The following is a 13,263-nucleotide window of genomic DNA, read 5'->3' as shown; positions in this document are numbered from 1 at the left end:
GTGACCTTCCCGGAGATTACTCGACGGTCACGCTTTTCGCCAGATTGCGCGGCTGGTCAACGTCCCCACCCTTCAAAACCGCCACCTGGTAGGCCAGCAACTGCACCGCGATGGCATGCAGCACCGGGGCGGCGAAGGCACCGACGCGCGGCAGCACCACCACCCGTTCGGCGAAGGCGGACAGGCGCTCGGCGCCCAAATCATCGGTGAAGGCCATGATGCGGCCGCCGCGCGCCGCGGCTTCCTGCAAATTCGACGCGGTCTTTTCGAACAAAGGTCCTGACGGGCACAGCGAAATCACCGGCACCGCGCCATCGATCAGCGCGATGGGGCCGTGCTTCATCTCACCGGCGGCATAGCCTTCGGCATGGATATAGGAGATTTCCTTGAGCTTCAGCGCACCTTCCATCGCGATCGGAAACAGCGTGCCGCGGCCGAGGAACATCACGTCGCGCGCCTTGGCCACTTCATCAGCCATCGCGCGGATTTCCGCATCCTGGTCCAGCACCAGGGCCGCGTTGGACGGCAGTTCCAGCAGCGCCATCGTCAGCTTCGCCTCATCCGTCGCGGACACGTGCCCGCGCGCGCGCCCCAGCCCGATCGCGATGCAGGCCAGCACCGCCAGTTGCGCGGTAAAGGCCTTGGTCGAGGCGACGCCGATCTCCGGCCCGGCGACGGTCAGCACGGTGGCGTCGCTTTCGCGTGCCATGCTGCTTTCCGCCACGTTCACGACGGACAGGACTTTCTGGCGATGCTCACGCAACAGGCGCAGGGCGGCCATGGTGTCGGCCGTCTCGCCGCTCTGGCTGACCAGGATGGCGGCGCCGCCATCGGCCAGCGGCGGGTCGCGGTAGCGGAATTCGCTGGCCACATCGGCATCGACCGGAATGCGCGCCAGGCGTTCGATCCAGTAGCGCCCGACCATCGCCGCCAGGAAGGCGCTGCCGCAGGCGGTCATCGTCAGGCGCGGCACGGTCACGGGGTCGAAGGGCAGCGGCGGCAGGGTGACGCGGCGGGAGGTCGGTTCCAGGTATTGGGTCAGGGTGTCGCCCAGCACCACGGGGTGCTCGTGCAACTCCTTCTCCATGAAATGGCGGTAATTGCCCTTGCCGGTCGCGGCGCCCGAGACGGCGGTCAGCCGCACCTGGCGTTCCACCGGCCGATCCGCCACATCGAAGAACCGGGCCGAACGGTCATCCAGCACCGCCCAGTCGCCTTCCTCCAGATAGGCGATCTGGCGGGTCAGCGGCGCCAGGGCCAGCGCGTCGGAGCCGACGAACATTTCGCCCTCGCCAAAGCCGACCGCCAGCGGCGCGCCCTGCCGCGCGCAGATCAGCAGGTTGGGATGGCCGGCAAAGATCATCGCCAGCGCGAAGGCGCCATGCACGCGCTTCAGCGCCGCGGCCGCCGCCTGTTCCGGCGTGGAGCCTTCTTGCAGAAGCTGGTCCATCAGCCGCGCAAAGGTTTCGGTATCGGTCTCGGTTTCAAAAACCTGGCCCAGGGCCTGGAGTTCGCGCTTCAACTCGGCGTGGTTTTCGATGATGCCGTTGTGGACCACCGCCACGCGGGCGGTGCCATGCGGGTGGGCGTTGCGTTCGGTGGGCGCGCCATGCGTGGCCCAGCGGGTATGGCCGATGCCCAGGCTGCCGGGCAGTGGATCGGCCCCCAGCACATTGGCCAGGTTGAACAGCTTGCCCTCGGCGCGGCGGCGGTCGATCCGGCCATCGACCAGGGTCGCGATCCCGGCGCTGTCATAGCCGCGGTATTCCAGCCGGCGCAGCGCATCCAGGATGCGGGGCGCAGCCTCACCGCGCCCCACAAGACCAACAATCCCGCACATGGCGACACACCCTTCCTGCCCATGACGCCACGATGCGGCCTGCTGGCCGATCGCTCTCGATGTGGCGCCACCCGCAACAGTTTCGGTGATCGCGCTGCCGGGGGCAATCGGACGGGCGCGGGTGGTGCCGCACCGGAATAGCGCGGGCGCCGGCCAGGATGCGCCGCTGCCCTGATCACATTGGGTTTCCTGGCGTGACGGAAGCCCTGGGCCGATGGCGCTACACCGTCTCCCCAGCCCATTGGCCGTCGCGTATGGCCGAAATCATCAGGCGCGGCGCGACGGCATCCCCGATGCGCAACACGGGCACATCAAGCTCCGCCAGCGGCGCGTCCAGGTCCGGTCGCGGGCGGCGGGGTGTTGCGTAGGTGAGGAGTGAGACCCCCGGCACCACCGTCTCCACCCCCGTCAGGATGTGGCGAATGCGCAGCGCGCCATTGGTCATCGACACAGGCTCCCGATGGATCAGCAATTCGAACCGGTTGCCGGCGGCGGCCAGGCGGCGATGCACGCCTTGGGCGTAGATCGCCGGCACGTCGCGGGCGATGGCGTCGCGCGGCGTCAGCAGCAGCAGCCGGTCGAAGCGTTCCAGCAGGAATTCGGCGGCGGCATAGGTGGCGGCGGTGTGGTCGTGGTCGAACAACACCGCCAGCCCGCCGCGCCGCTGCGTTTCGGCCAGCAGCGCCGCGATGGCGGCACGCAGATCCTGGCCGCCGGCGGTGCCGCCGCGTGGCGCCACCATCGCGGCGCCCGTCGCCAGCACGATCGCATCGGGCGCCAGCGCCAGGATGTCGGCCGGCGTTCCGCCCACCGCGCGCGTGACCCCGGCCGCTGCAAGGCGTCGGTCCAGATAATCCAGGAAGCGCCCGATATCGCCGCAACCGGGCAGGTTGGCATGCAGCCGCGCCGCGCCACCGATCCGGGATCCAAGCAATGTCACGCCATGGCCACGCTCGGCCGCCACCGCCGCCGCCTGCATGCCCGCGACACCAGAGCCCACCACGACGACGCGGCGTGGCGTGTCCGCCAGGGCGGGCGCGGGCGCCGCATCCGCCACGGTCCCGGCGCGCGGATTGACGCTGCAGGCCACGGTCGCGGCGCGGTCGATCTCGTTCCAGCAGGCATTGCAGTAGATGCAGGGACGGATGGTATCGGCGGCGGCGCGTGCCGCTTTTGACGGCCATTGCGGATCGGCCAGCAGCGGCCGTGCCAGCATCACCATATCCGCGTCGCCGGAGGCCAGCAGCGCTTCCGCCATCGCCGGCGATGCGATGCGCCCGATCGCCGCGACAGGCACCGACCCGGCGGCCTTGCGCAGCGGCGCCCAGGCGGCGCGGAAGGGCATGGTCGGCTCATGCATGTCCGGTGCATGCATCCACAGGCCGGGTCCGTGGCTGCCCTGGCTGAAACACAGCCAGTCGGGCGGCGTGTCGGCGACGATGGCCTGGACCAGGCGCGCGGCCTCGGCCGGGCCGATCGATCCTGGCACGCCGTCATCGGCCGGCATTTTCAACCCGATGATGAAGCCGGTGCCGCAGCGCGCGCGCACCGCCGACAGGATGGCGCGGGTAAAGGTGCTGCGGCCCAGCGCATCGCCGCCCCAGCGATCCTCCCGCAAATTGGTGACCGGCGAGAGGAATTGCAGCGGCAGGAAGCCATGCGCGGCGGAGATCTCTACCCCGGAGAACCCCGCGCGTTGCAGGCGTGCGGCGCTATCGGCGTATTCCTCGACCAGCCCCTCCACTTCCTGCGCGCTCAGCGCGCGCGGCACGGTCCAGGAGGCGGCGTCGACGACGGCGGATGGGCCGACGGCATTCAGCGATCGCGCGTCACGATGCGCGTTGCCCGCGTGCCAAAGCTGCCCGACCAGCGCGGCGCCGTGGCGCTGCACCGCTTCGGCCAGGCGCGACATTCCGCCCAGTTGCGCCTCGTCATAGGCCGCGACCCGGGCCGGCACGGCGGCCGAACGGCAGGCGGCCAGGGCCTCGGTCACGATTACGGCGGCACCCCCCGCCGCGCGGGCCGACAGATGCGCGATCAGCGCATCTGTCACGGCACCGTCGCGCGGCATGCGCGTGGTCATGGAAGCGAAGCCGACGCGGTTGCGCAGTTGGCGGCCGGCCAGTTCGATCGGGTCGAACAGCCGGGGAAACGGGGAGGTTGTCACTCAGCCGGCCGTCGCGCCGGAGGCCTCCACCGCGCGTCGCCACTTGATCAATTCCTGCCGATGAATCGCCGCGGCCTCGGCCGGCGTCGTCCCCGTGACGGTGGCGCCAAGTTCCGCCAGCCGCGCCCGGATCGCCGGCTTGGCGAGGGAGACCCGCACCTCGGAGGACAGCTTGTCCACGATCGGCTGCGGCGTGCCCATGGGGGCGAAGAGCATGACCCAGGCGCCGGCATCGAAGCCCGGCACCGTCTCGGCCACCGTTGGCACGTTTGGCATCAGCGCGGAACGTTCGGCGCCGGTCACCGCGATGGCGCGCACCTTTCCGTCGGCGATGAAGGGCGGCAGGGTCAGGATGCCCTCGATACACATCTGCACGTCGTTCGACAGGATCGCCTGCACCGTCACCAGCCCGCCGCGATAGGGCACATGCGTGGCATTGAGCCCGGTCGCCGCGCGCAGCATTTCCATCGCCAGGTGATTGGTCGCGCCGACGCCGGAGGAGGCGTAGTTCAGCCGCCCCGGGTTCTCCTTGGAATAGGCCACGAGTTCCGCGAGGGTCCGCACGGGCAGGTTGGGCGATACCACGAGCACCTGCGGGAAGGTGACCAGATGCGTCACCGCGACGAAATCCCGCGCGACGTCGAAGGGCAGGTTCGGCATCAGCGCCGGGTTGATCGCCATATTGCCCGGCGACCCCACCAGGAAGGTATCGCCATCCGGCCGCGCGCGCGCCGCGGCTTCGGTGCCCACGCTGCCGCCGGCGCCGGTGCGGCTTTCGACGATGAAGGGCTGGCCGAGGCGTTCCGCCAAATCCTGGGCGATCAGCCGCGCCACGACATCGACCGCCGATCCCGGTGTGAAGGGAAAGATGAAGCGCACCGAGCCACGCGGCCAGGGCGCCTGGGCCATCGCCCGCGTCGCCGCCAGGCTCGGGGCCAGGCTCGCGGCCAGTGCCACCAGACCGCGCCGTCCGAGTGTGATCGCCACCATGAATCCGTTCCTCCCGCTCGCCGCAAGTTTCGCGGCCGTTTGTCCCTGGCGGCGAGTTGAGGCCGGTTCGGAAACACGGGCAAGGGCAGGACGGCGGGCTACATGGCTGTCAAAGCGTCTCCAGCAACCCGCAGAGCACCCGGCCGCGCGGGGCCAGGTCGTCCCACAGGATGTGCTCGTAAGGCGCATGCGCGCCGGCGCCGGTGCAGCCGAGGCCGTCCAGGGTCGGGATGCCCATGGCAGCGGTGAAGTTGCCGTCCGAACCGCCGCCGCGATGCTGTTTCGGCAGGTTGTAGCCGGCGGCCGTGGCCAGATCCTTCGCGATGCCGAACAGGCGCAGGATTTCCGGCGTCTCGGCCATCGGCGGGCGGTTCATGCCGCCGGTGATCTCGATGCGGATGCCATCATGTTCGCCGGCCAGGGCCAGGATGCGGGCCTCGAACTCCTCGCCATCGGCGACGGTGCCGACCCGCAGGTCCACCTCACAGCCGGCATGGGGCGGGATCACGTTGGGGCGGCTGCCGCCCCAGACCGGGGCGACGTTGGTGGTGACGCCGCGCGGCAGGTCCACCATCGCATGGACCTTCATGATCAGCCCGGCCAGCGCCACGACCGCGCTGCGCCCGTCCGACCAGTTGCCGCCGGAATGGGCCGAGACGCCGTGGATCTTAACGTCGAACCGGCCGACGCCCTTGCGTGCGGTGACGCAGGCGCCCTGTGGCCCGCCCGCCGGTTCGGGGATCAGCACGGCGGCGGCATTGGCGGCCTCGGCCTCGATCCAGGCGCGGCTGGTCGGGCTGCCAACTTCTTCATCGGGTGTCAGCAGCAGGGTGATCGGGCGATTGGTCCTGGTGCCCTGGCGCAGGATTTCGCGCACCGCGTGGAAGGCCAGGAACGACCCCGCCTTCATGTCGTAGATGCCCGGGCCATGCGCGCGGGCGCCGTCGATCCGGAACGGCATGTCGGAGGTCAATTTCCCGTGGTCCCAGACCGTGTCCAGGTGCCCCGCGATCAGGATCGGCTTGCCCTCGCCCGGCGTGCGCGCGACCAGGTTGTCGCCAAAGCCCCGTACCCCCGGGATGCGTTCCAGCACGGCCCCGACCGAGGCCAGTTCGGCCTGGGCATGGTCCATCAGGCGATTCACCGCCGCCGCATCGGTGGTCGGGGTTTCCATCTCCACCCAGCCACGCAACTCGTCCAGCAGGCGCTGGCTGGTGCCGATTTCGGTGCTGGGCATGGGGGCTCCTGGCGATTGGTTGCCAGGCTTTGTCCCGCCGGGGTCGCGCCCTGTCCAGACGATGGGCCGGGATTGATGCCACGATCCGGCCGTTTCGGCGCCATAGGCGGGACGCGGTCAGGGGGAATCCTACGGCGGATGGATAGGGAGCATGCCATGCGCGTCGCCTTGCGTCTCACCGGGCTGGTCGCCAGCCTTGCCCTGATGCCGGCCCTGGGTCAGGCTCAGTCGTCCAATTCCTCGACCAATTGTTCCAACGGAAACTGCACGCGGCTGGAGAGCTATATACCCGACGACCGCCGCGATGGGCCGGGCTGGACCCGGTTCGATGCCTGGCGGGAGGGCCGGGCGTGGCAGGACCCCCGGGCACGGCGCGACGATGATCGCCGCACCCGCGACCGGAGGGACCGCCGCGATCGCGACGATGATGACGACGACGACTAAGCCCGGGCGCAGGCCCAGGTCATCACCAACAAGAAGCGGGGGAAACGCAGGATGTCGCAGGGCTTGTTCTTCGAGGATTTGTGCGTCGGCCAGACCGCCTCCTTCGCGAAAACCATCACCGAGGCCGATATCCTGCTGTTCACCGCAGTATCGGGTGACACCAACGCCGTTCACCTGGATGAGGAATTCGCCGCCGCGTCGCCGTTCAAGGGGCGCATCGCCCATGGCATGCTGTCGGCGGCGCTGATCAGCGCCGTGCTGGGGACCAGATTGCCGGGGCCGGGGACCGTCTACCTGGGCCAGACGTTGAAATTCCGCGCCCCGGTGCGGCCGGGGGATACGGTCACGGCGACGGCCACCGTCACCGCGCTGGACCCGGCGAAGAAACGCGCGACCCTGAGCACGATCTGTTCGGTCGGCGGCCGGCCGGTGATCGATGGCGAGGCGGTCGTGCTGGTGCAATCGCGGCCTGACTGAGGATCGTCACTTCACGGATCGCGCGATTCACGCCACATCGGGCGCATGGATGGACCTGATTCCGAACGCCCCCTGCGGCGCGTCTGTGTGTTCTGCGGGGCGAACCCGGGGTTCGACCCCGGCTATGCCACGGCGGCGGCGGCCCTGGGCCGCACCATCGCCGGTCGTGGCCTCGGCCTCGTCTACGGCGGTGGCCATGTCGGGCTGATGGGCGTGGTCGCCGATGCGGCCATGGCCGCCGGCGGTGAGGTGATCGGCGTGATCCCCGAGGCCCTGATGCGGCGGGAGGTCGGGCACGGCGCCCTGACCGACCTGCGCGTCGTCGCCACCATGCATGAGCGAAAAGCCCTGATGGCCGAATTGTCGGACGGCTTCATCGTGCTGCCCGGCGGGTTCGGCACGCTGGAGGAAGCCTCCGAGATCCTGACCTGGAGCCAGTTGGGCCTGCATCGCAAGGGTCTGGTCTTCCTCGATATCAACGGGTTCTGGGGCCCGATCCTGCACTTGTTCGACCACATGGCCGCCCAGGGGTTCCTGCGCCCGCAGCACAGAATCCTGGCCGATGTGGCGCCCGACGGCGACGCCGCGCTGGACCTGCTGGCCCGCTTCGTGCCGCCCAGCGTCGAAAAATGGCTGCGCGCGGACCAGACATGACCACGCCCATCGTGATCGAAGGCTGGCGGGATGTCCCGCCGGCGCTGCGTGGCGCCACCATCGCCATGGGGAATTTCGACGGCGTCCACATCGGCCACCTGTCCGTGCTGCGGACTGCCCATGCGGCGCGGCCCGACCTGCCGCTGGCGGCGGTGACCTTCGAACCCCATCCGCGCGAACATTTCCGCCCCGATGACCAACCCTTCCGCCTGACCCTGCTGCCGGCCAAGGCCGCGGCCCTGGGCGCGGCGGGGGCGACCGCGGTCTTCGCCATCCCCTTCGACGCGGATCTGGCGGCGATGGAGGCCGAGGCCTTCGTCGACCAGGTGCTGCACCGGGGCATCGGGGCCAGGCACCTGACCTGCGGGGCCGATTTCGCCTTTGGCCATCGGCGCGGCGGCGATGTCGCCCTGCTGGAACGCCTGGCGGAGGCGCGGGGCATCGGCGTGTCCATCGCCCCCTTCGTGACCGATGCCGGCGGGCCGATCAGCAGCAGCCGCATCCGCCGCTTCCTGCAGGATGCCTATCCCGAACGCGCGACCCTGGCGCTCGGCCGGCCCTGGGAAGTGCGGGGGGAGGTCGTGCACGGCGACAAGCTGGGCCGGGTGCTGGGCTGGCCGACCGCCAACCTGTGGTTCGGGCGGCACCTGGAACCGGCGCGCGGGGTCTATGCCGTGACGGTGGTCCTGCCGGATGGGCGCGAGGTGCCGGGCGTCGCCAATGTCGGCCGCCGTCCGACCCTGGGCGGCGACCCGCAGACGCGGCTGGAAGTGCACCTGTTCGATTTCGCCGGCGACCTCTACGGGCAGGAGATCGGCGTCAGGCTGGTGGCCTTCCTGCGGCCGGATGCGAAGTTCGACGGGCTGGAGACGCTGAAGATCGCGATCGCGCAGGATGCGGCGGCGGCACGCGCGGTCCTTGCCGCGCCGGCGTGAACCCGCACCTGCCCCAGGCCTGCCCCGGGCTGCTCGCCGGCTGGCGCTTCCATGCCGGCGGCCCGCCGCAACCGCTGGAGGGGGATGACGCCACCGCCGCGATGGTCGCGGGGGAAACCGGGCTGTGGCTGCATTTCGACCTGCTGGACCAGCGGGCGCGCGCCACCATCGCGACCCTGCCACTGCCGCCCGCGGCGCTGGCGGCCCTGCTGGAGGCGGATGACGCGCCGCATCTGGACGCCGCCGACGGGGTGATCTGCGGCACCGTGCCGGATTTCCATTTCAACATCGACCCGAAGGCGTCCTTGGACATGGCGCTGCTGCACCTGGCGCTTACCCCGGGGCTGCTGGTCACCGCGCGGCGCCACCCGCTGAACGTGGTCGGCGGCATCGCCCGCAACCCGCCCGCCGGCGCCCATCAAGGCGCGGCGCTCGGCGCCATCCTCGATGGGCTTGCCGTGGCGGCGGGCAGGGCGCTCCAGGCCATGGCCGATCGGTTGGCCAGGCTGGAGGATGCGCTCCTCCGCAACCCCGACCTGCCCGCCGAACGGGTCGCCCTGGCCGCCCTGCGACGCGACGCCCTGCGCCTGGAACGCAATTTCGGCGCCACCGCCGAAGCCCTGGTCGAATTCGAGGCCGAGCCTCCAGAGGGCATGGAGGAGGAAACCTTCGTGCCCACCCTGCGCGCCGCGCGGCGGTTCGGCACGCTGCTGCGCAACCTGTCGGCGCTGAAGGAACGCGCCCGCATCGCGCAGGATGAATTGGCGGGGCTGCTGGGCGAGCAGACCAACCAGCGGCTGTTCGTGCTGTCGGTGATTTCGGCCGTGATGCTGCCGCCGGCGCTGATCGCCGGGATCTTTGGCATGAACGTGGGCGAATTGCCGGGCGTGGACGTGCCCTGGGGTTTTGCCATGTCGATGGGGCTGATCCTGGCCTCGATCCTGGGGGTCTTGGGCGCGCTGCGGTGGTGGCGGCTGATGTGACCCGCGGGGCCGCGACTTGACCCGGGGTGGGGCGCCTCCCCATAACCCGGCCATGGTTTTGCCGCCCCGCCCGCGAATTATTCGGCCCGACCGCCGCACCGCCTGACCGCGCGGTTCGCGGTCGGGACCCCCCCTTTGGCGCTCGCCACACCATTTTCGCCGCGCTTCCGCGGCCCGGACCCATCCCATGCCCGACGCCCCCGCCCGCGATTATCGCGGCACCGTCTTCCTGCCGCAGACCGGCTTTCCCATGCGCGGCGATCTGCCGAAGCGCGAACCCGCCTGGCTGGCCCGCTGGGCGAGCCTGGGGCTGTGGGAGCAACTCCGCGCCAAGTCCAAGGGCCGGCCAAAATTCGTGCTGCATGACGGCCCGCCCTATGCGAACGGGCCGCTGCACATCGGGCATGCGCTGAACAAGATCCTGAAGGATGTGATCAACCGCGCCGCCCAGATGTCCGGCCGCGACGCCGACTACATCCCCGGCTGGGACTGCCACGGGTTGCCGATCGAATGGAAGGTCGAGGAAGAATACCGCAACCCCAAGGGCAAGTATCAGGGCGGCGTCGCCAAGGAAGACGTCCCCGTCCTGGAATTCCGCGCCGAATGCCGCGCCTATGCCCAGCATTGGCTCGGCGTGCAGTCCGATGAATTCTTGCGCCTGGGCGTGGCCGGGGATTTCCCCCGGCGCTACGCGACCATGGATTTTTCGTCCGAGGCCGCCATCGTCGGCGAGATCGGCAAGTTCCTGATCAACGGATCGCTGTATCGCGGGCTGCGGCCGGTGATGTGGAGCCCGGTCGAGAAGACCGCGCTGGCGGATGCCGAGATCGAATACCACGACCATAAAAGCGCCACCCTCTGGGCACGCTTCCCGATCGTCACGGCCGGCGCGCAGGACCTGGTCGGCGCCCATGTCATCGCCTGGACCACCACCCCCTGGACCATCCCCGGCAACCGCGCCGTCGCCTATGGGCCGGAGATCGACTACGCGCTGGTGCATGTGGAGGGGGTCGCCGAGACCTCGCTGCTGCGGGTCGGCGAAAAGGTGATCGTGGCGCTGCCGCTGCTGACCGCCTTCGAGAAGGATTGCGGGCTGGCGGCCCATACCCTGCGCCGCGTGCTGAAGGGCGCCGAACTGGCCGGCGCCATCGCAGAACATCCGCTGCGCGCCGCCGGCGGCTATGATTTCGACGTGCCGCTGCTGCCGGGCGATTTCGTCAGCGCCGATGCGGGCACGGGTTTCGTGCATATCGCCCCGGGCCATGGCGAGGACGATTTTGCGCTCGGCCGCGCGAACGGGCTGCCGGTGCCGGAAACGGTGAACGACGACGGCACCTATACGATCCAGGCGCCGGGCTTTGCCGGGCTGCATGTGTTCAAGGCGCATACCGCCGTCTATGCGGCGATGGCGGCGGCCGGGACGCTGGCGGGCAAGGGTGAACTCGTCCATTCGTATCCCCACTCCTGGCGATCGAAAAAGCCGGTGATCTTCCGCGCCACGCCGCAGTGGTTCATCGCCATGGATGACGGCAACGCCATCCGCCAGAAGGCGCTGGACGCAATTGCCGCGACGCATTTCGTGCCGGAGGCCGGGCGCAACCGCCTGGGTTCCATGGTCGCATCCCGCCCCGACTGGTGCATCAGCCGCCAGCGCGCCTGGGGCGTGCCCATCGCCGTCTTCGTCAATCGCGCGACCGGCCAGGTGCTGCGCGACCAGGCGGTCATGGACCGCATCTGCGCGGCCTTTGCCGTCGAGGGCGCCGATGCCTGGTACCAGCCCGGCGCCGCCGCGCGCTTCCTGCCGGAGGGCCACGACCCCGCCGACTACGAACAGGTCATGGATATCGTCGATGTCTGGTTCGAAAGCGGCTCCACCCACGCCTTCACCCTTACCCCCGAACGCGACCTGCCCTTCCCGGCGGATCTGTATCTGGAGGGGTCCGATCAGCATCGCGGCTGGTTCCAGTCGTCGCTGCTGGAATCCATCGGATCGCGCGGGGTGGCGCCGTTCCGGGCCGTGCTGACGCATGGCTTCGTGCTCGACGAGAAGGGCATGAAGATGTCCAAGAGCGCGGGCAACGTGACCGCGCCCCAGGATGTGATGAAGACCTATGGCGCGGATATTCTGCGTCTCTGGGTCATGTCCTCCGATTTTTCCGGGGACCTGCGCATCGGCAAGGGGATTCTGGAGCAGCAGGCGGAACTCTATCGCCGGTTGCGCAACACGCTGCGTTGGCTGCTCGGCAATCTGGCGGGGTTCGAGGACAGCGAACGCGTCGCCTACGCCGACCTGCCGGAGTTGGAACGCTGGGTGCTGCACCGGGTCACCGACCTGGATGCCCGCATCAAGCAGGCGGTCGAGACGCATGACTGGAACGAGGTCCTGCCCGACCTGCACAGTTTCTGCGCCGCCGACCTGTCGGCCTTCTATTTCGACGTGCGCAAGGACGCGCTCTATTGCGATCCGGCCGACAGCCACCGCCGCCGCGCGACGCGCACGGTGCTGGATACGCTGCACCGCTGCCTGACGGCCTGGCTGGCGCCGGTGCTGGTGTTTACGGCCGAGGAAGCTTGGCTGGCGCGCTTCCCCTCCGACACCGACAGCATCCACCTGCACGATTTTCCGGAGGTTCCGGGCCGGTGGCGGGATGAGGCCCTGGCCACCCGCTGGGCGCGCATCCGCGCGATCCGCGGCGAAGTCACGGCCGTGCTGGAACGCGCCCGCGCGGCCGGGGAGATCGGGTCGAGCCTGCAGGCCGCCCCCATCCTGGCGCTGCCGGTCGCCGATGCCGGGTTGCTCGACATCGCCGCCTGGGCCGAAATCTGCATCGTCTCGGGCCTGGCCATCGCGCCCGAGCCCGCCGACACCGCGACCGTCACCTTCCAGCGCGCCCCAGGCCAGAAATGCGACCGCTGCTGGCGCGTGCTGCCGGAGGTCGGGGGGTCCGCTGCCCACCCGACGCTCTGCCTGCGCTGCGAAGCCGCGGTGGGCGCGTGACGGCATCCGGCCCGGCCCGGCTGCGCCTGGCGCTGCCCATCGCCATCCTGGTGCTGGTGGCGGACCAGGCCAGCAAATGGTGGGCGGACCAGGTGCTGGACCTGCAAACGGTGGGGCACCTGCCGCTGGTCGCGGTGGGGCCTTTTGCCTTGGACTTCACCATGGTCTGGAACCGCGGTGTCACCTTCGGGCTGATGGCGGGGGATGGGCCGTGGCATCAACTCGCCCTGGCCGGGGTGGCGGCGATCATCGTGGCGGTGTTGCTGCGCTGGCTGTGGAAGGCGGAAAACCGCACCACGGCGGTCGCCATTGGCGCGCTGGTCGGCGGCGCCATCGGCAACAGCATCGACCGGCTGCGCTGGGGGGCGGTCTTCGACTTCATCCACGCCCAGGCCTGGGGCTGGTCCTGGTATGTGTTCAACGTCGCCGATGCCGCGATCGTGCTGGGGGTGATGGTGCTGGTGGCCGATGGCCTGCTGCGCAAGCAGGCGCCGACGGCATAGGCGCCTGCGGTTGCCACTCGACCGCGGGCTGGGCT

At 69.9% G+C, this 13,263-nt stretch carries 11 protein-coding genes; 7 read left to right on the top strand and 4 right to left on the bottom strand.

Translation table 11 applies throughout. The features are described 5' to 3' along the window. Window positions 1-16 precede the first annotated feature (16 nt). The 4 genes from glmS to ACQW02_RS23700 all read right to left on the bottom strand — a co-directional run bounded on the left by glmS (window position 17) and on the right by ACQW02_RS23700 (window position 6,234). Window positions 17-1,840, bottom strand: coding sequence for a glutamine--fructose-6-phosphate transaminase (isomerizing) (glmS, locus tag ACQW02_RS23715; protein WP_431282380.1), 1,824 nt, complete (start codon window positions 1,838-1,840; stop codon window positions 17-19). A 220-nt stretch (window positions 1,841-2,060) separates the two neighbouring features. Then, window positions 2,061-4,007: a hypothetical protein gene (locus ACQW02_RS23710; RefSeq protein WP_431282379.1), complete on the bottom strand. Its 1,947-nt coding sequence runs from the start codon at window positions 4,005-4,007 to the stop codon at window positions 2,061-2,063. Next, window positions 4,008-4,997, bottom strand: coding sequence for a Bug family tripartite tricarboxylate transporter substrate binding protein (locus ACQW02_RS23705; RefSeq protein WP_431282378.1), 990 nt, complete (start codon window positions 4,995-4,997; stop codon window positions 4,008-4,010). It lies immediately after the preceding gene. Window positions 4,998-5,106: 109 nt separating this feature from the next. Next, on the bottom strand, window positions 5,107-6,234 hold the full coding sequence (locus ACQW02_RS23700; protein WP_431282377.1) for a M20 family metallopeptidase: 1,128 nt from the start codon (window positions 6,232-6,234) through the stop codon (window positions 5,107-5,109). A gap of 156 nt (window positions 6,235-6,390) precedes the next feature. Here ACQW02_RS23700 and ACQW02_RS23695 point away from each other — a divergent pair, with 156 nt between their 5' ends. From ACQW02_RS23695 to lspA, 7 genes are all read left to right on the top strand, one after another. Beyond that, window positions 6,391-6,678 carry a hypothetical protein gene (locus tag ACQW02_RS23695; protein WP_431282376.1) on the top strand — a complete coding sequence of 96 codons (288 nt, stop codon included), beginning with the start codon at window positions 6,391-6,393 and terminating at the stop codon, window positions 6,676-6,678. A 51-nt stretch (window positions 6,679-6,729) separates the two neighbouring features. Continuing rightward, window positions 6,730-7,155, top strand: a complete 426-nt coding sequence (locus tag ACQW02_RS23690; protein WP_431282375.1) for a MaoC family dehydratase — start codon at window positions 6,730-6,732, stop codon at window positions 7,153-7,155. Between the two features lie 45 nt (window positions 7,156-7,200). Next, the gene (locus tag ACQW02_RS23685) at window positions 7,201-7,809 is read left to right on the top strand and encodes a TIGR00730 family Rossman fold protein (protein ID WP_431282374.1); all 609 of its coding nucleotides are present in this window, start codon (window positions 7,201-7,203) and stop codon (window positions 7,807-7,809) included. Further along, window positions 7,806-8,744 carry a bifunctional riboflavin kinase/FAD synthetase gene (locus ACQW02_RS23680; RefSeq protein ID WP_431282373.1) on the top strand — a complete coding sequence of 313 codons (939 nt, stop codon included), beginning with the start codon at window positions 7,806-7,808 and terminating at the stop codon, window positions 8,742-8,744. The genes ACQW02_RS23685 and ACQW02_RS23680 overlap by 4 nt, the downstream gene beginning before the upstream one ends. Continuing rightward, window positions 8,741-9,727, top strand: coding sequence for a CorA family divalent cation transporter (locus ACQW02_RS23675; RefSeq protein ID WP_431282372.1), 987 nt, complete (start codon window positions 8,741-8,743; stop codon window positions 9,725-9,727). Before ACQW02_RS23680 ends, ACQW02_RS23675 begins: the two co-directional genes overlap by 4 nt. A 187-nt stretch (window positions 9,728-9,914) precedes the next feature. Then, the gene (ileS, locus tag ACQW02_RS23670) at window positions 9,915-12,725 is read left to right on the top strand and encodes an isoleucine--tRNA ligase (protein WP_431282371.1); all 2,811 of its coding nucleotides are present in this window, start codon (window positions 9,915-9,917) and stop codon (window positions 12,723-12,725) included. Then, window positions 12,722-13,228, top strand: a complete 507-nt coding sequence (lspA, locus tag ACQW02_RS23665; RefSeq protein ID WP_431282370.1) for a signal peptidase II — start codon at window positions 12,722-12,724, stop codon at window positions 13,226-13,228. Before ileS ends, lspA begins: the two co-directional genes overlap by 4 nt. Window positions 13,229-13,263 lie beyond the last annotated feature (35 nt).

The sequence above is a fragment of the Humitalea sp. 24SJ18S-53 genome, from assembly GCF_050632385.1.
Taxonomy (GTDB): domain Bacteria; phylum Pseudomonadota; class Alphaproteobacteria; order Acetobacterales; family Acetobacteraceae; genus Humitalea.
The sequence above is the reverse complement of the archived record's forward strand: the minus strand, read 5'-3'. Positions and strand labels throughout refer to the sequence as shown.

Excerpts from the sequence above, each read along its gene's own strand:
- ACQW02_RS23695 (WP_431282376.1), top strand. The coding sequence starts at position 6,391 with ATGCGCGTCGCCTTGCGTCTCACCGGGCTGGTCGCCAGCCTTGCCCTG.
- ACQW02_RS23700 (WP_431282377.1), bottom strand. The coding sequence starts at position 6,234 with ATGCCCAGCACCGAAATCGGCACCAGCCAGCGCCTGCTGGACGAGTTG.
- ACQW02_RS23685 (WP_431282374.1), top strand. The coding sequence starts at position 7,201 with ATGGATGGACCTGATTCCGAACGCCCCCTGCGGCGCGTCTGTGTGTTC.
- ACQW02_RS23690 (WP_431282375.1), top strand. The coding sequence starts at position 6,730 with ATGTCGCAGGGCTTGTTCTTCGAGGATTTGTGCGTCGGCCAGACCGCC.
- glmS (WP_431282380.1), bottom strand. The coding sequence starts at position 1,840 with ATGTGCGGGATTGTTGGTCTTGTGGGGCGCGGTGAGGCTGCGCCCCGC.
- ACQW02_RS23705 (WP_431282378.1), bottom strand. The coding sequence starts at position 4,997 with ATGGTGGCGATCACACTCGGACGGCGCGGTCTGGTGGCACTGGCCGCG.
- ileS (WP_431282371.1), top strand. The coding sequence starts at position 9,915 with ATGCCCGACGCCCCCGCCCGCGATTATCGCGGCACCGTCTTCCTGCCG.
- ACQW02_RS23680 (WP_431282373.1), top strand. The coding sequence starts at position 7,806 with ATGACCACGCCCATCGTGATCGAAGGCTGGCGGGATGTCCCGCCGGCG.